This is a genomic window from Rathayibacter sp. Leaf296, assembly GCF_001423045.1.
GTDB classification, from domain to species: domain Bacteria; phylum Actinomycetota; class Actinomycetes; order Actinomycetales; family Microbacteriaceae; genus Rathayibacter; species Rathayibacter caricis.
On sequence record NZ_LMNR01000001.1, the window covers coordinates 1357790 to 1379752 of the forward strand.

The window sequence follows — 21963 nt, forward strand, 5'->3', positions numbered from 1 at the left end:
ATCCGCGGATGCACGATAATAGGGGGATACGTCACGAAAGGGGAACTCTATGGCGGCCATGAAGCCCAGGACCGGAGACGGACCGATGGAGGCTGTTAAGGAGGGTCGACTCATCGTCGTGCGCGTTCCGCTCGAAGGAGGCGGACGACTCGTCGTCTCGGTCAACGATGCAGAGGCGAAAGAGCTGCACGATGCTCTCGCATCGGTGGTGACCCCCGCCTGACGGGGATCCACCGGCTTCGTCGAGAACGCCCGTCGCACACCGTGCGGCGGGCGTTCCCTCGTTCAGGAGCCGGAACCGGCTCGTCCGATGCTCAGGCCCGGCGCTTGTTCGCCTGCAGCAGTCCGTCCCCGATGGGGGAGAGGATGCTCACCACCGCCGGCGACGCGCTGATCTCGGCGACGAGGGTCCGGAACGCCGAGGCGATCTCGTCGCGCTGAGCCGGGTTGGACACCCGGCCGCGCCAGAGCGCGTGGGGGATCAGGACGGTGCCGCCCGGGCGGACCAGCCGCAGCGCGTGCTCGACGTTCTCGATCACTTGGAGGGGGTCGCCGTCGACGAAGACGATGTCGTACGAGTTCTCGTTCATCCGCGGCAGCACCTCGAGGGCCCGCCCCGGGATGAGGCGGAGGCGGTTCGGCGAGACGCCGGCCTCGTGGAACTGCGCGCGCGCGTGCTGCTGGTGCACCGCCTCGGAGTCGATCGTCGTCAGCATCGCCTCCGGGGCGCCGTCGAGGAGCCACAGACCGCTCACTCCGGTGCCGGTGCCGATCTCGATGATCTGCGAGGCGCGCGCGGCGGCCGCGATGAGCGAGGACTGCGCTCCGATGGACGGCGCGACCGCGTCGATGCCCAGCTCGACCGAGAGCCGGCGGGCGGAGGCGATCGCCTCGGGCTCGACGACCGCGTCCTCGGCGTACTTCCAGTTGGCATCCTTGTCGGACACGGTCGGGCTCCTCTGGTCGATGCGGCGGACGGATCGCGTCCGCGCGAGGCAAGGCTACGGTGGCGCGCGGGGTCGGTGCCGCAGGCGCGGCGGGTTACTCTTGTCTCGTGTTCGGTTTGACGTTCGACAAGCTCCTCATCATCGGAGTGATCGCCGTCTTCGTGCTGGGCCCCGACCGCCTCCCGCATTACGCCGCGCAGCTGGGTCAGCTCGTGCGCAAGGTGCGCGGATTCGCCACTCAGGCGCGCGAACGGGTCAAGGACGAGATGGGCGAGGAGTTCAACGAGGTCGATTGGCGGAAGCTCGATCCGCGCCAGTACGACCCGCGTCGGATCATCCGCGACGCGCTGCTCGAGGACGATCCCGTCCCCACCGTCAAGCCGCCGACCGCCGTCGCGGCGCCCGTCACGACGGGCGGCCGGTCCACGTCGACGGTGGACAGCTATTACACGACGATGAAGCGCTCGGCCGGCGAGGGCCGCCTCTCGGCCGTCGCCCCTCCTCCGATCGACTCCGAAGCCACCTGACGCGCTCGGCAGAGCTCTCGAGCAGCCCGGCGCCGAGATCCTCGGCAGCACGGATCGACGGCGGGATCGTTCAGCTCACGCTCATCGGCAGTCGCCGGCCGGTCAGACCGCGCGGTCGCGCCGCGAGTGTCCGAGCGAGAGCGGTGATCGCCCGTGCAGCCGGGTCGTCCGGCGATCCGATGACGACGGGGACGCCGTCGTCACCACCGGAGCGCAGCGCGACGCTGATCGGCAGGGAGGCGAGCACCTGCACCTCGTCCCCGGACGCGCTGAGGCGTCGTGCGACCTCGTCGCCGCCCCCGGTCCCGAAGAGGTCGAGCACGGTCCCGTCGGGCTGAGGCAGCCCCGCCATGTTCTCGACGACACCGACGATCCGCTGGCCCGACTGGCGAGCCAGTGCGCCGCTGCGCTCGGCCACGTCCGCGGCCGCGGGCTGCGGAGTCGTGACGATCAGGACCTCGGCGTGCGGCAGCAGCTGCCCGATCGAGATGGCCACATCTCCTGTGCCGGGAGGCAGATCGAGCAGCAGGACGTCGAGATCGCCGAAGTAGACGTCCGTGAGGAACTGCGAGATGGTGCGGTGCAGCATCGGCCCGCGCCACGACACGGCGGCGCCGCGGGTGTCGCCCTCGAGGAACATGCCGATCGAGATGACCTTCACGCCGTGCGCGACGGGCGGGAGCATCAGCTCGCCCACCCGGGTGGGCCCGGCGACGCGCCCCTCGTGCATGAGCCCGAGGAGTCCCGGGATCGAGAAGCCGTGCACATCGGCGTCGACCAGGCCGACCGAGAGCCCCTGCTGCGCGAGGGCGACCGCGAGGTTCGCGGTGACCGTCGACTTGCCGACCCCGCCCTTGCCGCTCGTCACCGCGTAGACGCGGGTGAGCGAGTCCGGGCCGAAGGGCATGGTGCGCTTCGCGCCCCGCAGCCGCTCGGTCAGTGCGGTGCGCTGAGTGGGAGTCATGACGCCGACCGAGACGCGGGCGGCGGTGACACCGGGCGTGCCCGACACCGCCTCGGTGACGTCGCGCTCGATGGCGGAGGCGGCGGGGCAGCCGACGATCGTGAGGCGGATCGCCACGTCGACGGTGCCGTCCGCGGCCGCGACCACCGACTCGACCATGTCGAGCTCCGTGATGGGCTTGCGGATCTCGGGGTCGACGACCCGGGCGAGAGAGTCGAGGACCGCGGACTCGAGGGGCGTCGGCTCAGGCATCGCCGCGCTCGGTCCCGAGCGGCTCCGCTCCGCTCTCCTCGAAGCGGAACGTGTCCGCGCGGGTCCGGTCGGCACGGGCCGCGTCGTTCCGCGCCCCGTCGAGCGGCCCGGCGGCGTCCTCGGCGGCGCCGTCCCGCTCCGCCCGGTCCTTCTCGAGCTCCTCGACCAGACTCCGAAGCTCGGAGCGGATGAAGTCCTTGCTGGCCATGTCGCGGATCGCCAGACGCAGGGCGACGACCTCGCGGGCGAGGTACTCGGTGTCGGCCAGGTTGCGCTCGGCGCGCTGGCGATCCTGCTCGATCTGCACGCGGTCGCGGTCGTCCTGGCGGTTCTGCGCCAGCAGCAGGAGGGGCGCCGCGTACGAGGCCTGCAGGGACAGGATGAGGGTCAGCACGGTGAAGCCGAGCGCCTGCGAGTCGAAGCGGGCGTCCTGCGGGCCGTAGGTGTTGAAGACGAGCCAGAAGACGCAGAAGATCGTCATCCCGAACAGGAACCAGGGCGTTCCCATGCCGCGCGCGAACGACTCGGTCAGCCGCCCGAATCGATCGCTGCTCTGGCGGTTGCGCAACGGCAGCACGCGGGTGCGCAGTCCCTTCGGGGCGTCGAGCCGCCGATCCTGCTTCGCGTCCTTAGCCACGCGCGCCCCTCCGTCCTCGTCGTCGTCCGCCGCTCGCCGCCTTCGCGGGCGGGGGCACCAGCGGGATGCCCCGCGTGGTCGTGCTCACCGGTGTCCGCGGTTCGTCGTCTCCGTCGTGGCTGCGCCAGTCGTCCGGGAGGAGGTAGTCGAGCACGTCGTCGATGGTGACGACACCGACCAGGCGGTGCGTCTCGTCGACCACCGGCACCGAGACGAGGTTGTAGCTCGCGAGGATGCGGGCCACCTCGGCGGCCGACGTGTCGGGAGTGATCGGGTCGAAGCTCTGGTCCAGCAGGGTGCCGAGGCGCTCGTGCGGCGGGTAGCGGAGCATCCGCTGGAAGTGGACCATGCCGAGGAACCGGCCGGTCGGAGGCTCGTACGGCGGCAGAGTGACGCAGACGGCCGCGCCGAGCGCGGGTGCCAACTCGTGACGACGGATGAGGGCGAGCCCCTCCGCCACGGTGGCCTCCGCCGACACGATGATCGGCTCGGTCGTCATCAGACCACCGGCCGACTCGGGCGCGTAGGTCAGCAGCATGCGGACGTCGTCCGCCTCCTCGGGCTCCATCAGGCCCAGCAGTGCCTCGCCGCGCTCGTCCGAGAGCTGGGCGATGAGGTCGGCGGCGTCGTCGGGCTGCATCTGGTCGAGCACGTCGGCGGCCCGGTCGTCGTCGAGCTGGCCGAGGATCTCGACCTGCTCGCTCTCGGGCATCTCCTCGAGGACGTCCGCGAGGCGGTCGTCCGAGAGCTCGCCCGCGACCTCCAGCATCCGCTGGGTCGGCAGGTCGAGGAGCGTGCTGGCCAGGTCGGCCGGCTTCAGCTCGGCGAGGCTCGCGACGTACTGCTCGGCCGACTGCGCCTCGCCGGAACCCGTCTCGCGGACCTCGCGCCAGCCGGCGAACGTCGTGGCCCCCTTCGCGAAGGGGGAGGGGGAGGTCTTCGGGCGGCGGACGAAGAGCTGGGCGAGCTGCCACTCGCCGGGGCCGACCTCCTCGATGGCGACATCCTCGACCACCGCGTCGCCGGAGCCGTCGACGAAGGTCATCCGACGGCCCAGGAGCTCGGCGATCACGCGGACCTCGCCGCCGCGCTGCTCGAAGCGCCGCACGTTGATGAGCCCCGTGGTGATGATCTGGCCGCTGCCGATGCTCGTCACCCGGCCGATCGAGACGAACACGCGGCGGCGTCCGGGGATCTCGACGACGAGCCCGACGACGCGGGGCGGATCGTTCTGGCGGTAGACCAGGAGCACGTCGCGGACCTTGCCGACGCGGTCGCCGGCGGGGTCGAAGACGGTGCATCCGACCAAGCGCGCGACGAAGACTCTGGCGGAACTCACGGCTACAAACCTAGTGCCGCGCGCCCGGACGGGAGCCGAGCGTTCCCTGCTGCCCTTCGGCCCGCTCCCCGACCGCTTCCAGAAACCTCCAAGTCCGTCGTGCGATTCTGAGCGGGTGACTCAGCAGACGCCGTTCAACGGCCGCAAGGCGGTCTTCCCGACCATCCCGCGCGGCGAGATCCTCGCGACCTTCGACACCTACCAGGAGGCGCAGGCCGCCGTCGACGTCCTCGCTCGCGCCGATTTCCCGGTCAAGCAGCTCGCCATCATCGGGAACGAGCTGAAGAGCGTCGAGCGCGTCACCGGCAAGCTCACCTGGGGCCGCGTCGCCCTGGCCGGAGCCGCGTCGGGTGCCTGGTTCGGGATCTTCCTCGGGCTGCTGCTCATCATCTTCTCGCCGACCACGCAGATCTCGTTTCTGTTGGCGGCCGTGCTCCTCGGTGCCGGCTTCGGCATGCTCTTCGGACTCGCCTCGTACGCGGTGAACCGCCGTCGACGCGACTTCACCTCGACGATGCAGGTCATCGCCACGAGCTACTCCGTCCTGGCCGACCCCGAGGTCGTGAACCGCGGGCGGAACCTCCTCGACGGGCGGTCCGCGACCGAGGAGGCTCCGCAGACCAGCTGGGCCCCGCCGCCCGCGAACGTCGGCGACCCGGTGCCCGTCCGCCCCGAGGACGACCAGCGCTGATCCACCTCGAACGCCCCCGGCTCCGGCCGGGGGCGTTCGTCGTCCGCCGACGGCCTGCGAGAACTTCCATGCGCCTGGAGGGAGTCTGCGCCCCACGCTTGCTGGTCGAGTAGCCCCGCAGGGGCGGATCGAGACCCACTCCTCCTGCGCTCGACGCCAGCCTGCGCGAGTCCGTCCGATTTGGACGCGGAACCCTACTTCGCCGCCGATCCCACAGGCGGCAGCACGATCTCGACCACGAGCCCGTGCGGCTCCCGGTTCGCGATCCCGACCGTCCCGCCGGCCGACAGCACCGTCGTGTGCACGAGTGCGAGTCCGAGACCGCTCCCGCCCGAGGCGAGGGTCCGCGAGTCGTCCGGCCGCGAGAAGCGGTCGAAGGCGACCGGGATGAACCCGTCCGGCATGCCCGGTCCGTCGTCCGCGACCGAGAGCAGCAGCCGTCCGTCCTTCTGGGCGACCGTGGCGACCACCGTCCCTCCGCGCTCCAGCGCCTGGATCGCGTTGCGAACCAGGTTGTCGATCACCCTCCCGAAATCCTGCGCCGCGACTCCGTAGAGGCGCGCGGGCTCGCGCTCGTCGATCTCGTAGTCGATCTCGACGCCGGACTCCGCCGCGAGGAGCCGGGTGCGGTCGACGGCCGAGACCAGCTCGTCGACGAGCTCGGCGAACGGCGACGTGGGGCGCGCCGACCGGCTCTCGATCCGCGAGATGTCCAGCAGCGCGGAGGCGAGGCGCACCAGGCGGTCCACGCTCTTGCGCGCGTCCAGGATCACGCGGTCGACGGCCGCGGCGTCGTCCACCCGGTGGTGCGCGATCTCGAGCTGCGCCGACAGCGCGGCCAGGGGAGTGCGCAGCTCGTGGCTGGCATCCGACACCATCTGCTTCTCGCGCGCGAGCGAGGCGCTCTGCTTCTGCAGGAACGCGTTGAGCGTCTCGGCGAGCTCGTCGATCTCGTCGCGGGTGCCCACGACCGGGAGCTGATCACCCTGGCCGGGGTCGGCGGCGATCTGGTCGGCCCTGGCGCGCATCCGCCGGACCGGAGCGAGCGCGGTGCCCGTCAGGATCCACGACGCCAGCCCGAACGTGACCACGAGGAAGATCGCGGCGTAGACCAGCACGTGGGCGAAGTCGTCGAGGACCAGCTGCGACGCGGCCTGGTCCCGTGCGGTCACGACCGACCACGTCGCTCCGTCGTCGTCGATCGCGGCGACGCGTGCCAGGTAGCTCGTGCTCCCGGTGGTGAGCTGCTCATAACGAGCGGTGGTGTCCGCTCCGGTCTCCCGGAGGTCCTCGAGCACCACGTCTGTGAGGGCCGTCGGCATGGTCGTCGCGCCGACGGAGCCGTCGGGGGCCAGTGCGAGGTAGAGCTGTCCGGTCGAGGTCGCCGGCGCGCGGGGCACGTTGCCGGCCGAGATGTCGCGTCGGATCTCGTCCTCGATGGAGGTGAGGATCGTCCGCTCGCTGCGCTCCACGATCCCGGAGACGACCTGGTAGAAGAGGAGCGCCGCGAGCGCGAACAGGACCGACGCGACCGCGACGCTCCCGATGGTGATCCGCGCGCGGATGGAGAGGGCGGTGGGCCGTCGGCTCTCGGGCTGCGCCGGGGCTGCCACGGCTAGTCGACCGGGCGGAGGAAGTAGCCCTTGCCCCGCACCGTCACGATGGTCACTCCGGTGTCGTCGGTCGGGAGCTTCTTGCGGAGGTAGCTGACGTACTGGTCGACGATGTTGTTGTCGACGATCTCACCGCCGCCCCAGATCTCCGAGAGGATCCGCTGCCGGGTGACGACGGACCCGACGGGGGTGATGAGGAGCTTCAGGAGCTCGAGCTCCTTCGGGCTGACGTGGATGCGGCTGGCGTCGGCGGTGCGGCGGATGCTGGAGCCGTCGACCGTGATGCGTCCGACCTCGATCGAGGTGGACATGAGCGAGGGGCTGCGTCGCAGCAGGGCGCGCAGCCGGGCGTTGAGCTCGGTGAAGGCGAACGGCTTGGTGAGGTAGTCGTCCGCTCCGGCGTCGAGGCCGAAGACGCGGTCCTCGATCGCGTCCCGCGCGGTGAGGAGCATGATCGGCGTGGAGCGTCCGAGCTCGCGGATGCGGCGGCAGATCTCGAATCCCGACATCGCGGGCAGCATCACGTCGACGATCGCCGCAGAGAACTCCGCGTTGCTGAACGCGACCAGCGCGTCCACACCGTTGGTGGTGAGCACCGCCTCGTAGCCGGCGTCACCGAGGCCCCCCACGAGAGCTTCGCCCATGGCCGGATCGTCTTCCACGACAAGGATCTTCACGGGCATCACCCTACGACGCGGCTCTCAGGAACGAGCGTTCCTGAGAGCCGTTCGAGGGATGTTCGGGGCGGCTCCGCGAGGAGCTGCACCGTGGGAGCGCTGTCGCGGAGTGACGGTACCCCCCGTTCGGCGTTGTGAAGCAGAAGAGACCTGTTGGTGCCCCCAACGGGGGGAATAGGATACGACGAAACGCGACAACCCGAATGTCGCGAAGATGTGAGGCCCCGATGCTCATGAAGATCTCCGAGGACCGCCCTGTCCTCGCTCGGATCGCCGGCTACCTGGTCCGGCGACCCTGCGAGCAGTGCGGTGTTGCGACGAAAGCGCTCGAGCCGTACTGCTCGACCCGATGCGCGAGGCAGGCGCTGCGGTTCGACCTCAACCCCTGAGACCCTCGACGGGATCCGATCTCCCGATGCCGCCGAGATGTGCCGCCGGTCGAAACCGGGCGGCCGTCTTGTCGAGCCTCAACGGACTCGGCTCCGGAGCGAGGCCGGGATCTCATTTCCCTCGCGCGGAGCACGCCGTCATCCGCAGAGCTCCGACGGTGATCGGCGCCCGCCGCGGGGATGGCGACAGGCCGACGGTCTCGACAACCGTGGACGTTCGAGCGGAACCTCTGGTGGGCCTGGAGATTAGAGGGCGAGCATGCCCGGCACGCGTCGTTCCCGCGTGAATCCGGAGTCTTCCGACGTGGTGCCCCCAGTAGGATTCGAACCTACGCCCCTGCCTCCGGAGGGCAGTGCTCTATCCCCTGAGCTATGGGGGCCAGGAGTGCCTGACCACATTAGCACCCGGCTGGAGGCCGATCCGACGCCGGAACGTGCCGTGCGGCGTGCCACGATGGAGCCATGCTGCGCACCGTCTCCGCCTCGCTGGACCTGCGTCTCTCCGGGCCGACCGACCTGATCTTCCTCGTGGCCGCCGCGGAGACGGGCGACTCGTTCGAGGACTCCTTCTCGGTCCGGCTCGACGGCGAGGTGCTGCCCGTCAGGCAGTTCCCCGCTCGGCACGGATCCCGCGTCCACCGCGTGGAGGCGAACCGGGGCGAGATGCGGGTCGAGTACCGAGCGCGTGTCGAGGGTCGGGGCGCTCCCGACGAGCCGAGCGAGCTCGAGCTGGTGGAGTACCTCCGACCGAGCCGGTACGCCGAGGCGGACGTTCTCGGCGGCATCGCCCGTCGCGAGTTCGGGCGCGCGCGGGGCTTCGATGCGCTCACCGCCGTCGAGGCGTGGGTCAACGGTCACCTCTCCTACGAGTACGGCTCGACCGTCGCCACCGGGGGAGCGGCGCAGGTCATCGACAGCGGTCGAGGAGTGTGCCGCGACTTCGCGCACACGTGCGCAGGGCTGCTGCGCGCGCTCGACATCCCGGCGCGGGTCAGTGCCGTCTACGCTCCCGGCCTCGAGCCGAAGGACTTCCACGCGGTGACGGAGGCGTGGGTCGGCGGCGCGTGGCACGTGATCGATGCGACGCGGCTCGCTCCGCGCGGGTCGATGCTCCGCATCTCGTCGGGACGCGACACCGCGGACACGGCCTTCCTCAGCAGCTACCTCACCGATCTGTCGCTCACCGGGATGAGTGTGGACGCGGAGTGCGACACGGCCGTCGAGGACGACCACGTGTCGCCCGTCCGTCTCGGCTGACGTCAGGCGCCGACCGCGGCGACGGCGGCGCGCACGAGCGGCTCGGGATCGCCGGGCTCGACGAACGAGGCGCTCGACGCCTCGATCCAGTGCTCGTCGAGCAGCACATCGGCGACTCCGCGCCCGGAGGCGACCTCGTAGTAGCCCTCGACTGCCGGCGGCTTGCCGTAGGTCGGAACGGCGTTGCTCGTGCGGAAGAACTCGTTCTTGAGTGCCTCCACCAGCGACGTGTCGAGGTGCGCCACGGCGATCTGCAACTCGGCACCCGTGTCGTCGGACCACCCGCAGACCAGCCCGTCGTAGCCCGCGATCTCGACCGAGACGTCCGTCCGCTCGACGGAGTCGTCGGGAGTGAAGGCCGACCACAGCCCGGTCAGCGCCGACGCGGGGACGAGTTCCTCGCAGGTCAGCGGCACCGGAGTGCCGGTGATCGCGCCGGCGGCGGTCGGCGCGGGAGCCGGAGCCGCGGTGCATCCGGTCAGCGCGCTGAGGGCGACGACGAGGAGGAGGGCGGCGGGGCGTCGCATGCGGTGCACCCTAGCAAGCGCTCCCCGTCCGGGGTCGAGGGCGCCCCGGCGGAGCCGCACCCGGCCGGTAGAATCGTCCCCCGTGACTCCCGAACAGCTCGCCGCCTCCCTTCACGCCCTCGTCCTCGACGCCGTGCAGCGACGGGGGAGCGACGCCGAGCCGGCTCTCGCCGACGTCGTGCTCGAGCGGCCCAAGAACCGCGACCACGGCGACTGGGCCTCCAACATCGCGATGAAGCTCGCCAAGAAGGTCGGAGCGAACCCGCGCGAGCTCGCGGCCGAGCTCGCCGAGGGGCTCGGGGCGGTCGACGGTGTCGCCAGCGTCGAGGTCGCCGGTCCCGGCTTCCTCAACGTGCGTCTCGAGGCGGCCGCGGCCGGCGCACTCGCCGGCGTGATCGTCGAGGCAGGGGAGTCCTACGGTTCCGGCTCCCTCTATACAGGCGTGAAGATGAACCTCGAGTTCGTCTCCGCCAATCCCACCGGCCCCATCCACATCGGCGGCACCCGCTGGGCGGCCGTCGGCGACAGCCTCGCCCGGGTGCTGCTCGCGCAGGGCGCCGAGGTCACCCGTGAGTACTACTTCAACGACCACGGCGCGCAGATCGACCGTTTCACGCGCAGCCTCCTCGCTGCCCACCGCGGACAGCCCACTCCCGACGACGGCTATGGCGGCGCCTACATCGCCGACATCGCAGACCGCGTCGTCGCCGCGTATCCGGGCGACCTCTCGGTCCTGCCCGAGGAGGAGCTGACCGAGACGTTCCGCTCGATCGGCGTCGAGCTCATGTTCGGCGAGATCAAGCAGAGCCTGCACGAGTTCGGGGTCGACTTCGACGTCTACTTCCACGAGAACTCCCTGCACGAGTCGCGCGCCGTCGAGCGGGCGATCGAGCGGCTGCGCGGCCTCGGCCACATCTACGAGGCCGACGGAGCGACGTGGCTGCGCACCACGGACTTCGGCGACGACCGCGACCGGGTCATCATCAAGAGCGACGGCGAGGCCGCCTACATCGCGGGCGACCTCGCCTACTACCTCGACAAGCGCGAGCGCGGCTTCGACCGGGCGATCATTATGCTGGGCGCCGACCACCACGGCTACATCGGCCGCATGATGGCGATGTGCGCGGCCTTCGGGGACACGCCGGGCGTCAACCTCGAGATCCTCATCGGTCAGCTGGTGAACCTGCTGCGCGACGGCCAGGCCGTCCGGATGTCCAAGCGCGCCGGCACCGTCGTCACCATGGAAGACCTCGTCGAGGCCGTCGGCGTCGACGCCGCGCGCTACTCGCTCGTGCGCTCCTCCGCCGACTCGACGCTCGAGATCGACCTCGATCTGCTGACGAAGCGGAGCAACGACAACCCCGTCTACTACGTGCAGTACGCCCACGCGCGCACTCGCCAGGTCGCGGCGAAGGCCGAGGCATCGGGCGTCCCGCGCGAGCCGTTCGCCCCCGAGACGCTCGTCCACCCGACCGAGTCGGCCCTCCTGGGCGGCCTTCAGGAGTTCCCGCGGATCACCGCGCACGCCGCCGAGCTGCGCGAGCCGCACCGCATCGCCCGCTACCTCGAGGAGATCGCCGGGCTCTACCACCGCTGGTACGACAACTGCCGCGTCGTACCGCAGGGAGAGGACCCGATCGAGGCGGTCCACTCCACGCGACTGCGCCTCAATGAGGCCACCGGTCAGGTCCTGCGCAACGGGCTCTCGCTCCTCGGCGTCACCGCTCCGGACCGGATGTGAGCGCGTCGTCGGCGCCGGCGCCCCGCCGATCGCGGTCGCGCCGAACCGCGGTCGTACTCGTCGTCGTGCTCGTGCTGCTCGCCGTCGCGGCGGTCGTCGCCGACGCGCTCGTGCGCCGAGCGGTGGCCGACACCGCGGCGACCAGCGTCCGCGAGGCGCTCGACCTGCCGGCGGACCACCCCGTCGACGTCGACGTCGCGGGGTGGGCGGTTCTGCCGCAGCTGATCTCCGGACGGTTCGACCGGCTCGACATCCGGACCGACGACGTCGCCCTCGACGAGCTGACCGGCGACGTCTCGCTCGTGCTCCGCGGCGTCCCCGCGAGCGGCTCCGGCGCCCTCGACTCGGGCACCGCGACGACGGCGCTCGACGCCGATTCGGTGACCGACCTCATCTCGGAGCGCAGCACCGTCCCGATCGACTCGGTGGAGCTCGATCCGCCGCTCGTGCGCGTCAGCACCTCGGTCGAGGTGCTCGGCCTCTCGCTCTCGGCCGGGGTCGGACTCGAGCTCGGCGCCGTGGACGGGCAGATCGAGCTCACTCCGTCCGAGGTGACCGTCGCAGGCGCCACCTTCCCGGCGGACGACGCGGAGCAGCGCTTCGGCGGACTGACGGACGGCCTGCTCGGCCCCGGCACCCTCTGCATCGCGGACTCTGTCGCGCGCGGACTCACCCTGACGGACGTCGAGGTCGTCGAGGAGTCGCTGAACGCGACCTTCTCACTCGCTCCGACGTTCCTCAGCGACCCCGCGCAGCAGGAGCCCGGCGTCTGCCCCTGATCGCGCGACCCCCGCGCGCTCGGGCGGGTGCACCCGCCCGGTAGGATCGGAGGCCTGCGCCCGCGCTACCGGCGGGCCCGGCACCGACAGCACTCATCGAACTTGCTGGCTTCAGGGGTCAATCCGGACTCGCTCGCCACGCAGTGACGCTCCCACTCTCTCCTGTGAGGTCTCACCCGTGGACAACGACGACGCGCACGCCCGCGCCCCGCGTCATCCGCTCGCTCCCGACTGGCTCGAGCAGCCCGAGGACGCCAACGCGCTCGACCGCGCCGTGTGGTCCGACAACGCCGCGCGCGGTTCCGACGGCTCACTCTCCGTTGCGGGCGTTCCCGTGGCCCGCCTCGTCGAGGAGTTCGGCACCCCGGTCTACGTGATCGACGAGGCCGACGCCCGCCGCCGGGCCGTGCAGACGCGCGAGGCCTTCGAGCGCGAGCTCGGCCGCATCGGCACCGACGTCACCGTGTACTACGCGGGCAAGGCGTTCCTCTCCACCGAGGTGGCTCGCTGGATGCGCGAGGAGGGCCTCAACATCGACGCGTGCAGCGTCGGCGAGTTCGCCGTCACCCAGGCCGCAGGAGTCGATCCGGCCCACGTCGGCCTGCACGGCAACAACAAGTCGGTCGCGGAGATCGACCGGGTCGTCGCGGCGGGCATCGGCGCGATCGTGCTCGACAGCCTCATCGAGATCGAGCGCGTCGCCTCCGCCGCCGAGCGTCACGGCCGCGTGCAGAACGTGCGCCTCCGCGTCAACAGCGGCGTGCACGCGCACACCCACGAGTTCCTCGCGACCGCGCACGAGGACCAGAAGTTCGGCCTCCCTCTCTCGGACTGCCCGGCCGCGGTCGCGCGCATCCGCTCGCACGCGAGCCTGCGCTTCCTCGGCCTCCACTGCCACATCGGCTCGCAGATCTTCGGCTCCGCCGGGTTCGCGGAGTCGGCCTCGCGCCTCCTCGAGGTCCATGCGGGCCTGCTCGCCGACGGCCCCGTCCCCGACCTCAACCTCGGCGGCGGATTCGGCATCGCCTACACGAGCTCCGACGACCCCACTCCGATCGACGAGATCGCTGCGGCCATCGCCGACGCGGTCTCCTCGGAGTGCGCGCGCCACGGGATCCCGGTGCCCCACATCGCGATCGAGCCCGGCCGCTCGCTCATCGGTCCCGCGGGCCTCACTCTCTACGAGGTCGGCACGATCAAGGACGTCGTCGTGGGCGGCGCGGGCTCGACGAGCGTCCGCCGCTACGTCAGCGTCGACGGCGGGATGAGCGACAACGCCCGTCCCGCGCTCTACGGCGCCGACTACTCCGCTCGCCTCGCCGGGCGCGTGTCGGACGCCGAGCCCGCGCTCGTGCGCGTGGCCGGGAAGCACTGCGAGTCGGGCGACATCGTCGTGCACGACGAGTTCCTGCCCGCCGACGTGCACCCCGGCGATCTGCTCGCCGTCGCCGCGACCGGCGCCTACTGCTGGTCGCTCTCGAGCAACTACAACTACCTCGGCCGCCCACCCGTCGTCGCCGTGCGCGACGGGGAGGCCCGCGTCATCGTGCGCGGCGAGACCGAGGAGGACCTCCTCCGCCGCGATGCCGGCATCGAACGAAAGGCCACCAGCCGATGATCGAGTACCGCAGCCTCCGGGTCGCCCTCCTGGGCGCCGGGTCCGTCGGTGCCCAGGTGGCGCGACTCCTGCTCGACCACGGGGACGAGCTCGCCCAGCGGGTCGGAGCGCCCCTCGAGCTCGCCGGGGTCGCCGTGCGCGACCTCGATGCGCCGCGCACCGCCGACATCCCCCGCGAGTACCTGACGACCGACGCGGAGGCGCTGATCCTCGGCGCCGACATCGTGGTGGAGCTGATGGGCGGCATCGAACCGGCGCGCAGCTACATCCTGAAGGCGATCTCGTCGGGAGCCGACGTCATCACCGCGAACAAGGCGCTGCTCGCGGCCCACGGCACCGAGCTCTTCGAGGCCGCCGACCAGGTCGGCGCGCAGCTCAACTACGAGGCGGCCGTCGGGGGAGCGATCCCGATCATCCGGCCGCTGCGCGACAGCCTCGCGGGCGACCGGGTCCACCGCATCCTCGGCATCGTCAACGGCACGACCAACTACATCCTCGACCGGATGGACACCGAGCACGCGACGCTCGAGGAGTCGCTGGCCCGCGCGACCGAGCTCGGCTACGCCGAGGCCGATCCGACCGCCGACATCGAGGGCTACGACGCCGCTCAGAAGGCCGCGATCCTCGCCCGCCTCGCCTTCCACACCGACGTCCCGGTGACGATGGTGCACAGGGAGGGCATCACCGGCATCACGAAGCAGCAGGTCGACCAGGCGCGCGACTCCGGCTACGTCGTCAAGCTGCTCGCGATCTGCGAGCGGCTCGTCGACGCGAAGACGGGTGAGGAGGGCGTGTCGGCCCGCGTCTATCCGGCCCTCGTCCACCGCGCGCACCCCCTCGCCGCCGTGCACGGCGCCAACAACGCGGTCTTCGTCGAGGCAGAGGCGGCCGGCAGCCTGATGTTCTACGGAGCGGGCGCCGGCGGCATCGAGACCGCCTCTGCCGTCCTCGGCGACGTCGTCTCGGCGGCCCGTCGGCACGTCGTGGGAGGCCCCGGCCTGGTCACGAGCGCGAACTCGGGGCTCCCCGTCCTCCCCATCGGCCACGTCACCACGCGGTACCAGGTCACGCTCGAGGTCCTGGACCGTCCCGGTGTGCTCGCTCAGATCGCCGGGGTGTTCGCCGACCACGAGGTCTCGGTCGAGACCCTCGTGCAGACCCCGCCGACGGCCGACCCGCTCGAGGAGCAGGTGTCGGGTCCGGAGCGTCGCGAGCCGACCGCTACCCTGGTCATCGGCACGCACGCGGCGGCAGAGTCCGATCTCGCGGCCACCGTCACCGCGCTGCACTCCCACGGGTTCGTCGGCGCCGTGACGTCAGTCCTACGAGTTGAAGGAGCCTGAGATGGCGAAGCAGTGGCGCGGAGTCCTGCACGAGTACGCGGACCGCCTCGATGTGACCGAGGCGACCCCCGTCATCACGCTCGGCGAGGGCGGCACCCCGCTCATCCCGGCCGCGGCCCTCTCGGCCCGCACGGGTGCGAAGGTCTGGGTCAAGTACGAGGGGATGAACCCCACCGGCTCCTTCAAGGATCGCGGCATGACCATGGCGATCTCGAAGGCCGTCGAGCACGGCGCCAAGGCCGTCATCTGCGCCTCGACCGGCAACACCTCCGCCTCCGCCGCCGCCTACGCGACGCACGCCGGCATCACCGCCGCAGTGCTCGTGCCCGAGGGCAAGATCGCGCTGGGCAAGCTCAGCCAGGCGATCGCCCACAACGCGCAGCTGCTGCAGGTCCAGGGCAACTTCGACGACTGCCTCGACATCGCCCGAGACCTGGCGAAGAACTACCCGGTGCACCTGGTCAACTCGGTGAACCCCGACCGCATCGCCGGTCAGAAGACCGCCGCTTTCGAGGTCGTCGAGGTCCTGGGCGACGCTCCGGACTTCCACATCGTCCCCGTCGGCAACGCCGGCAACTACACGGCCTACTTCCGCGGCTACTCGGAGGAGCTGGAGCGCGGCGAGTCGACGAAGCTGCCGCGCATGTTCGGCTTCCAGGCCGAGGGCTCCGCGCCGATCGTGCACGGCGCGCCGGTGCGCCACCCCGAGACCATCGCCAGCGCCATCCGCATCGGCAACCCCGCGTCATGGGAGCTCGCGCTCAACGCGCGCACCGTCAGCGACGGCTACTTCGGCGCGATCAGCGACGCGAAGATCCTCGAGGCCTACCGCCTGCTCGCGGGCGAGGTCGGCGTGTTCGTCGAGCCCGCCTCCGCCATCAGCGTCGCGGGCCTGCTCGAGCGCGCCGAGGCCGGGCAGATCCCCAAGGACGCCACTGTCGTGCTGACGGTCACCGGCCACGGACTGAAGGACCCGCAGTGGGCCCTCCGCACCGCCGACGGCTCCGACATCACTCCGACCGTCGTGCCGGTGGACACCGCCGCGATCGCGGACGTGCTGGGGCTGGCCGGCGCATGACCTCGGCGGTTCCCGTCGGCCGCACCGTCCACGTGAAGGTCCCGGCGACCTCCGCGAACCTCGGGCCCGGCTTCGACACGCTCGGGCTGGCGCTGTCGTCCTACGACGAGCTCGACGTGACGGCCGTGTCGGCGACCGGTGCGCGCGTGACCGTGCACGGCGTGGGCGAGGGGGAGGTGCCGACCGACGAGACGAACCTCGTCGTGCAGGCCATCGCGTACACCTTCCGGGACCAGCGCCAGGAGATGCCCGGCATCGACGTGACGGCGCGCAACATCATCCCGCACGGCCGCGGGATGGGCTCCTCCGGTGCGGCGATCGTGTCCGGGATCATGGCCGCCAAGGGTCTGCTCGACGGAATCGTCGAGCTCGACGCCGACGACCTGCTGCGCATCGCGACCGAGATGGAGGGGCACCCCGACAACGTGGCGCCCGCCCTCTTCGGTGGTCTGACCATCGCCTGGGTCGAGCCGTCCGGCGCGGACGACGCGCCGCTGCGCCCGCGCTCCAAGCGCCTGATGGTGCACCGCGGAGTCTCGCCCGTCGTCTTCGTGCCCGAGCACCAGATGTCGACCCGGCTCGCCCGCTCGCTGCAGCCGCAGAGCGTCCCGCACGAGGACGCCGTCTTCAACGTCTCGCGCTCGTCGCTCCTGATCGCGGCGCTCATCCAGAGCCCGGAGCTGCTGTTCGCGGCCACCGAGGACAAGCTCCACCAGAACTACCGCGCGGCAGCGATGCCGCAGACGTCGGAGCTCATCGCGCTCCTGCGCTCGCACGGCTACGCCGCAGTCGTCTCCGGCGCCGGTCCCAGCGTCCTGGTGCTCTGCAGCGATCCCGCGCAGCGCCTCGCGGCGGCCGAACTGGTCGAGAAGGAGGCGCACTCGCCGTGGCGCGCCCACATGCTGGCCGTCGACTTCAAGGGTGCTACAGTGGGGATCGCATCCTGAGGAACCGCGTAACGAGCGGAATCTGTCCGAAGGATCGTCCCGATAACCACGGCCATCGCATCGTGTGAAGGGCGTCCACTGCTTCTCTTGCAGTTCGGCGTCCGGTCGTCCGCGCTCCTCCTGCGCTTTCCGAGGGGGACTGCGCGTTCGACCGAGAGCATCACGTGGATCAGAACACGTGATGGAACCGCACGGTCGATGAGCTCTCCCGGTGAGCAGTCGTTCCCGGGGGGAAGGAACCCTCTCCAGTGACAGATGTCAACACCCACGGCTCGACCGTGGAACTCAACGCCGACCTGTCGGCACTCCGCGTCGCGGAGCTCCAGGCTCTCGCGACGAGCCTCGGCCTCGGCGGAGCCTCCAAGCTCCGCAAGGGCGAGCTCGTGCAGGCGATCACGGACCTCCGCGCCGCCGCGGCGTCCGAGGAGCCGATCGTCGACGCGACCAGCGTCGAGGCCGAACCCGCCGACGTGGCCGAGCAGGCCGCTCCGGTGCTCGAGGCCCCGGCCGAGGTGCCGGTTCCCGTCGAGAGCACCGAGGCCGACACGGCCGACGTGCTCGAGCAGGCGGCGCCGACCGTCGACGAGGCGCCGTCGCCCGTCGCCGAGGCCGCGCCGGTCGAGATCGAGCTCCCCACCGCGGAGCCGGTCGCGGAGCCCGCCGAGCGCGCTCCGCGTCGCCGCAGCTCGCGTCGCGCGTCCAGCGGCACCGTCGCCGCGGGCGAGCACCTCAACATCCCCGGTGGCACGGGCGTCGAGTCGCTCATCCCCGATCTGCCGGTGATCGAGAAGACCCCCGAGGCCGAGCAGGCGCCGAAGCCGATCATCGAGATCGAGCTGCCCAACGGGCCCGAGTCCGACGACTCCTCCCGTGAAGGCGGCCAGCGAGAGCGCCGCGGCCGTCGCCGCAGCCGCGGTGGTGCCGCCGAGCAGAACGACCAGCCCGAGCAGACGGACGCCGCAGACTCGAACCCGGACGACTCCGCCGAGGCGCAGAACGACTCCGAGCAGAACCAGGGCGACCAGCAGAACGGCGAGCAGCAGGGGACCGGGCGAGGCCGCAACCGCCGCAACCGGAACCGCAACCGCAGCGACGACCGGGCCGACCAGCAGGGTCAGAACGGCGGCCAGCAGCAGAACGGCCAGAGCAACCAGAACGGCCAGGGCAACCAGAACGGCCAGCCCGCCGTCGCTCAGCAGTCGGCCGGACCGGCCCAGGGTGCGCAGAACGGCCAGCAGGCCGAGGGCGAGGACGGACGCCGCAGCCGCTACCGCGACCGCAAGCGCCGCGGCACCACTGTCGGAGACGATTTCGAGCCCGAGATCAGTGAGGACGACGTCCTCATCCCGGTCGCCGGCATCCTCGACGTCCTCGACAACTACGCCTTCGTGCGCACCACCGGCTACCTGCCGGGCGTCAGCGACGTCTACGTCTCGCTCGGCCAGGTCAAGAAGTACAACCTGCGCAAGGGCGACGCGGTCGTCGGCGCGATCCGCCAGCCCCGCGAGGGCGAGGGCGGCGGCCGACAGAAGTACAACGCGATCGTCAGGGTCGACTCGATCAACGGCCAGACCGTCGAGGAGGCCGCGGCGCGCGTCGAGTTCCAGAAGCTCACGCCGCTCTACCCGACCGAGCGTCTGCGCCTCGAGACGGAGCCGGGCAAGCTGACCCAGCGGATCATCGATCTCGTCGCTCCGATCGGCAAGGGTCAGCGCGGCCTCATCGTCGCGCCGCCCAAGGCCGGCAAGACGATCGTGCTGCAGCAGATCGCCAACGCGATCGTGCAGAACAACCCCGAGGTCCACCTCATGGTCGTCCTGGTCGACGAGCGTCCGGAGGAGGTCACCGACATGCAGCGCACCGTGCGCGGCGAGGTCGTCGCCTCCACCTTCGACCGCCCCGCCGAGGACCACACCACCGTCGCCGAGCTCGCCATCGAGCGCGCCAAGCGCCTGGTCGAGCTGGGCCACGACGTCGTCGTGCTGCTCGACTCGATCACCCGTCTCGGCCGCGCCTACAACGTGACGGCGCCCGCCTCCGGTCGTGTCCTCTCGGGTGGCGTCGACGCGTCGGCGCTGTACCCGCCCAAGAAGTTCTTCGGTGCGGCGCGCAACATCGAGAACGGCGGTTCGCTCACCATCCTCGCCACGGCGCTCATCGAGACCGGGTCGAAGATGGACGAGGTGATCTTCGAGGAGTTCAAGGGCACCGGCAACATGGAGCTCCGCCTCTCGCGCCACCTCGCGGACAAGCGGATCTTCCCGGCGGTCGACGTCAACGCGTCGGGCACCCGCCGCGAGGAGATGCTCCTCAGCCAGGACGAGGTCAAGATCACCTGGAAGCTCCGTCGTGCCCTCGCCGGCCTCGACCAGCAGCAGGCGCTCGAGATCATCCTGTCCCGCCTCAAGGAGACGTCCTCGAACGTCGAGTTCCTGATGCAGGTCTCGAAGTCCGCCGTCGGCCCGACCACCGCCGGTCACGGCAACGGCCACCACTAGCGCCCTCACGTCCGCGGTCGTCCCCTCCCAGGGGCGGCCGCGGGCGTTTTCGCGTCCCCGGGGACGTCTCGGTGCCCGTCGAAACGGACCTGCCGCCCCGCCTCTGTGGTCGAGTTGCCGCCGAAGGCGGCGTCTCGAGACCCCCACTTCTCCACCCCATCCCGGAAGCCAGGCCTCTCATGTTCGAATCCGTCAGCGTCCTCCTCGCCGAGCACGAGGATCTGCAGACGCAGCTCTCCGACCCGGCTCTGCACGCCGACGCGGCGCGCGCGAAGAAGGTCAACCGCCGGTACGCCGAGCTGAGCCAGATCAAGGCGGCGCACGCGGCGTGGATCCAGGCGGGGGAGGACCTCGAGGCCGCCCGCGAGCTCGCCCGCGAGGACGACGCGTTCGCGGAGGAGGTCCCGGAGCTCGAGGAGTCGCTCCGGGTCGCCCAGGAGAAGCTGCGGCGCCTCCTGATCCCGCGCGACCCCGATGACGGCCGCGACGTGATCATGGAGATCAAGGGCGGTGAGGGCGGAGCCGAGAGCGCGCTGTTCGCCGCCGATCTCCTCCGCATGTACCTGCACTACGCCGAGGCGAAGGGCTGGAAGACCGAGATCCTCGATCGCGACGAGTCCGACCTCGGCGGCTACAAGAACGTGCAGGTCGCGATCAAGAGCAACGCCACCGACCCGTCGCAGGGCGTCTGGGCACACCTGAAGTACGAGGGCGGCGTGCACCGCGTGCAGCGCGTCCCCGTGACGGAGTCGCAGGGCCGCATCCACACGTCGACGACCGGTGTTCTTGTGTTCCCCGAGGTCGACGCCCCCGAAGAGGTCGCGATCAGTCAGAACGACCTGAAGATCGACGTCTACCGATCGTCCGGCCCTGGCGGCCAGTCGGTCAACACGACCGACTCCGCGGTGCGCATCACTCACCTCCCGACCGGCATCGTCGTCTCGATGCAGAACGAGAAGAGCCAGCTGCAGAACCGCGAGGCCGGCATGCGCGTCCTGCGCGCTCGCATCCTCGCCCGTCAGCAGGAGGAGATCGCCGCGGCCGCCTCCGACGCTCGCAAGACGCAGATCCGCACCATGGACCGCTCCGAGCGCATCCGGACCTACAACTTCCCCGAGAACCGCATCGCCGACCACCGCACCGGCTACAAGGCGTACAACCTCGACGGCGTCATGAACGGAGCGCTCGACCCCGTCGTCGAGAGCGCGATCCAGGCGGACGAGGAAGCGCGCCTCGCCGAGATCGGGTCCGAGGAGGCATGAGCGCGGTGACCACCTCCGTGGACGCCCGCGCCCTCCTCACCGACGCGGTCTCGCGCCTGACCCGCGCGTACGTCCCCAACGCCGACATCGACGCCGAGCTCCTGCTCGGTCACCTCCTCGGCCTGGGGCGCGGCGAACTGCAGGCGCGCCTGATCACCGGCCTCACCCTCGAGGAGTCGACGGTCGACGCGTTCGACCGCTTCATCGAGCGCCGCTCCGCCCGCGAACCGCTTCAGCACATCACTGGCGTCGCCCCGTTCCGCAGCATCGCGCTCGCGGTCGGCCCCGGCGTCTTCGTGCCGCGCCCCGAGACGGAGGGAGTCGCCCAGCTCGCGATCGACGCCCTGCGCTCGGTCGCCGATCCGTCACCTCTCGCCGTCGACCTCGGCACCGGCAGCGGGGCCCTCGCGCTGTCCCTCGCTCACGAGGTGCCGCACGCTCGAGTCATCGGCGTCGAGAACGCCGTGGAGGCCTTCATCTGGGCACGCGGCAACCGCGATCGCCTCCAGCTCGAGAACGCCCGCATCGTCTTCGCGGATCTGGCGGACGCCCTGCCCGACCTGGACGGCACGGTGTCGGTCGTGGTGTCGAATCCGCCGTACATCCCGGCTGCCGCGATCCCGCGCGACCCGGAGGTCCGCCTCTTCGACCCGCCCGCCGCTCTGTACGGCGGCGAGGACGGACTGGACGTCGTGCGCCGGCTGTCGCACACCGCGCGCCGTCTGCTGCGACCCGGGGGAGTGCTCGTGATCGAGCACGGGGAGCTGCAGGGGGCGGAGATCCGGGAGCTGTTGACCACGGACGGTTGGCGCGGGGCGACGACGCAGCGCGACCTGACGGGCCGCGACCGGTCGACGGTGGCGGTGCGCTGACGCGA

Annotated in this window: 20 protein-coding genes and 1 tRNA gene; 13 read left to right on the forward strand and 8 right to left on the reverse strand. The window is 71.1% G+C overall.

The genetic code is table 11. The annotated features are described in order from the left end of the window. Positions 1-49: 49 nt before the first annotated feature. A complete protein-coding gene (locus tag ASF46_RS18770; RefSeq protein WP_077221916.1) occupies positions 50-223 on the forward strand; it encodes a DUF3117 domain-containing protein in 174 nt (57 codons plus the stop codon). Between the two features lie 91 nt (positions 224-314). Here the strand turns inward: ASF46_RS18770 and ASF46_RS06275 are convergent, their stop codons facing one another. Further along, positions 315-947 (reverse strand): O-methyltransferase, encoded by a 633-nt coding sequence (locus ASF46_RS06275; RefSeq protein WP_056866810.1) that lies wholly within the window; start codon positions 945-947, stop codon positions 315-317. 107 nt (positions 948-1054) lie between these two features. On the opposite strand from ASF46_RS06275, the gene ASF46_RS18775 reads away from it, so the two are divergent. Then, positions 1055-1474 carry a twin-arginine translocase TatA/TatE family subunit gene (locus tag ASF46_RS18775; protein WP_082485281.1) on the forward strand — a complete coding sequence of 140 codons (420 nt, stop codon included), beginning with the start codon at positions 1055-1057 and terminating at the stop codon, positions 1472-1474. Between the two features lie 70 nt (positions 1475-1544). Here the strand turns inward: ASF46_RS18775 and ASF46_RS06285 are convergent, their stop codons facing one another. The 3 genes from ASF46_RS06285 to ASF46_RS06295 are packed head-to-tail and all read right to left on the reverse strand — an operon-like array spanning position 1545 to position 4666. Next, positions 1545-2690 (reverse strand): Mrp/NBP35 family ATP-binding protein, encoded by a 1146-nt coding sequence (locus tag ASF46_RS06285; protein ID WP_056866811.1) that lies wholly within the window; start codon positions 2688-2690, stop codon positions 1545-1547. Beyond that, on the reverse strand, positions 2683-3327 hold the full coding sequence (locus ASF46_RS06290; RefSeq protein WP_082485282.1) for a DUF1003 domain-containing protein: 645 nt from the start codon (positions 3325-3327) through the stop codon (positions 2683-2685). Before ASF46_RS06290 ends, ASF46_RS06285 begins: the two co-directional genes overlap by 8 nt. Then, entirely contained in the window at positions 3320-4666 is a 1347-nt protein-coding gene (locus ASF46_RS06295; RefSeq protein ID WP_055788538.1) for a magnesium transporter MgtE N-terminal domain-containing protein, read from the reverse strand. The genes ASF46_RS06290 and ASF46_RS06295 overlap by 8 nt, the downstream gene beginning before the upstream one ends. Before the next feature lie 115 nt (positions 4667-4781). On the opposite strand from ASF46_RS06295, the gene ASF46_RS06300 reads away from it, so the two are divergent. After that, entirely contained in the window at positions 4782-5357 is a 576-nt protein-coding gene (locus tag ASF46_RS06300) for a general stress protein (RefSeq protein WP_235576867.1), read from the forward strand. A 194-nt stretch (positions 5358-5551) separates the two neighbouring features. Here the strand turns inward: ASF46_RS06300 and ASF46_RS06305 are convergent, their stop codons facing one another. The 3 genes from ASF46_RS06305 to ASF46_RS06315 all read right to left on the reverse strand — a co-directional run bounded on the left by ASF46_RS06305 (position 5552) and on the right by ASF46_RS06315 (position 8416). Next, positions 5552-6970, reverse strand: a complete 1419-nt coding sequence (locus tag ASF46_RS06305; protein WP_056866812.1) for a sensor histidine kinase — start codon at positions 6968-6970, stop codon at positions 5552-5554. A 2-nt stretch (positions 6971-6972) separates the two neighbouring features. After that, positions 6973-7614, reverse strand: a complete 642-nt coding sequence (locus ASF46_RS06310; RefSeq protein ID WP_157603095.1) for a response regulator transcription factor — start codon at positions 7612-7614, stop codon at positions 6973-6975. 727 nt (positions 7615-8341) lie between these two features. Further along, a tRNA-Arg gene (locus tag ASF46_RS06315) sits at positions 8342-8416 on the reverse strand. Between the two features lie 82 nt (positions 8417-8498). On the opposite strand from ASF46_RS06315, the gene ASF46_RS06320 reads away from it, so the two are divergent. Beyond that, positions 8499-9293: a transglutaminase-like domain-containing protein gene (locus tag ASF46_RS06320; RefSeq protein WP_056866814.1), complete on the forward strand. Its 795-nt coding sequence runs from the start codon at positions 8499-8501 to the stop codon at positions 9291-9293. 2 nt (positions 9294-9295) lie between these two features. Here the strand turns inward: ASF46_RS06320 and ASF46_RS06325 are convergent, their stop codons facing one another. Next, a complete protein-coding gene (locus ASF46_RS06325; protein WP_157602263.1) occupies positions 9296-9820 on the reverse strand; it encodes a hypothetical protein in 525 nt (174 codons plus the stop codon). Positions 9821-9902: 82 nt separating this feature from the next. On the opposite strand from ASF46_RS06325, the gene argS reads away from it, so the two are divergent. The 9 genes from argS to prmC all read left to right on the forward strand — a co-directional run bounded on the left by argS (position 9903) and on the right by prmC (position 21958). Further along, positions 9903-11561, forward strand: a complete 1659-nt coding sequence (gene argS / locus ASF46_RS06330; RefSeq protein ID WP_056866816.1) for an arginine--tRNA ligase — start codon at positions 9903-9905, stop codon at positions 11559-11561. Further along, complete coding sequence (locus ASF46_RS06335) at positions 11558-12340, forward strand: DUF2993 domain-containing protein (RefSeq protein WP_056866817.1); 783 nt, start codon at positions 11558-11560, stop codon at positions 12338-12340. Before argS ends, ASF46_RS06335 begins: the two co-directional genes overlap by 4 nt. 178 nt (positions 12341-12518) lie before the next feature. Further along, positions 12519-13958: a diaminopimelate decarboxylase gene (lysA, locus tag ASF46_RS06340; RefSeq protein WP_056866818.1), complete on the forward strand. Its 1440-nt coding sequence runs from the start codon at positions 12519-12521 to the stop codon at positions 13956-13958. Next, a complete protein-coding gene (locus ASF46_RS06345) occupies positions 13955-15301 on the forward strand; it encodes a homoserine dehydrogenase (RefSeq protein ID WP_056866819.1) in 1347 nt (448 codons plus the stop codon). The genes lysA and ASF46_RS06345 overlap by 4 nt, the downstream gene beginning before the upstream one ends. Position 15302: 1 nt before the next feature. Continuing rightward, positions 15303-16379, forward strand: coding sequence for a threonine synthase (gene thrC, locus ASF46_RS06350; RefSeq protein WP_055788563.1), 1077 nt, complete (start codon positions 15303-15305; stop codon positions 16377-16379). Beyond that, positions 16376-17326 (forward strand): homoserine kinase, encoded by a 951-nt coding sequence (gene thrB, locus ASF46_RS06355; protein ID WP_056866820.1) that lies wholly within the window; start codon positions 16376-16378, stop codon positions 17324-17326. The genes thrC and thrB overlap by 4 nt, the downstream gene beginning before the upstream one ends. Positions 17327-17574: 248 nt before the next feature. Further along, positions 17575-19824: a transcription termination factor Rho gene (gene rho / locus ASF46_RS06360; RefSeq protein ID WP_056866821.1), complete on the forward strand. Its 2250-nt coding sequence runs from the start codon at positions 17575-17577 to the stop codon at positions 19822-19824. Positions 19825-20003: 179 nt separating this feature from the next. Then, positions 20004-21086 (forward strand): peptide chain release factor 1, encoded by a 1083-nt coding sequence (prfA, locus tag ASF46_RS06365; RefSeq protein WP_056866822.1) that lies wholly within the window; start codon positions 20004-20006, stop codon positions 21084-21086. Further along, positions 21083-21958, forward strand: a complete 876-nt coding sequence (gene prmC, locus ASF46_RS06370) for a peptide chain release factor N(5)-glutamine methyltransferase (RefSeq protein ID WP_056866823.1) — start codon at positions 21083-21085, stop codon at positions 21956-21958. The genes prfA and prmC overlap by 4 nt, the downstream gene beginning before the upstream one ends. Positions 21959-21963 lie beyond the last annotated feature (5 nt).

Bases quoted from the DNA above. Each gene is read 5' to 3' on its own strand.
- ASF46_RS18770 (WP_077221916.1), top strand. From the start codon at position 50: ATGGCGGCCATGAAGCCCAGGACCGGAGACGGACCGATGGAGGCTGTT.
- ASF46_RS06285 (WP_056866811.1), bottom strand. From the start codon at position 2,690: ATGCCTGAGCCGACGCCCCTCGAGTCCGCGGTCCTCGACTCTCTCGCC.
- ASF46_RS06310 (WP_157603095.1), bottom strand. From the start codon at position 7,614: ATGGGCGAAGCTCTCGTGGGGGGCCTCGGTGACGCCGGCTACGAGGCG.
- ASF46_RS06320 (WP_056866814.1), top strand. From the start codon at position 8,499: ATGCTGCGCACCGTCTCCGCCTCGCTGGACCTGCGTCTCTCCGGGCCG.
- ASF46_RS06325 (WP_157602263.1), bottom strand. From the start codon at position 9,820: ATGCGACGCCCCGCCGCCCTCCTCCTCGTCGTCGCCCTCAGCGCGCTG.
- ASF46_RS06345 (WP_056866819.1), top strand. From the start codon at position 13,955: ATGATCGAGTACCGCAGCCTCCGGGTCGCCCTCCTGGGCGCCGGGTCC.
- thrC (WP_055788563.1), top strand. From the start codon at position 15,303: ATGGCGAAGCAGTGGCGCGGAGTCCTGCACGAGTACGCGGACCGCCTC.
- thrB (WP_056866820.1), top strand. From the start codon at position 16,376: ATGACCTCGGCGGTTCCCGTCGGCCGCACCGTCCACGTGAAGGTCCCG.
- prfA (WP_056866822.1), top strand. From the start codon at position 20,004: ATGTTCGAATCCGTCAGCGTCCTCCTCGCCGAGCACGAGGATCTGCAG.
- prmC (WP_056866823.1), top strand. From the start codon at position 21,083: ATGAGCGCGGTGACCACCTCCGTGGACGCCCGCGCCCTCCTCACCGAC.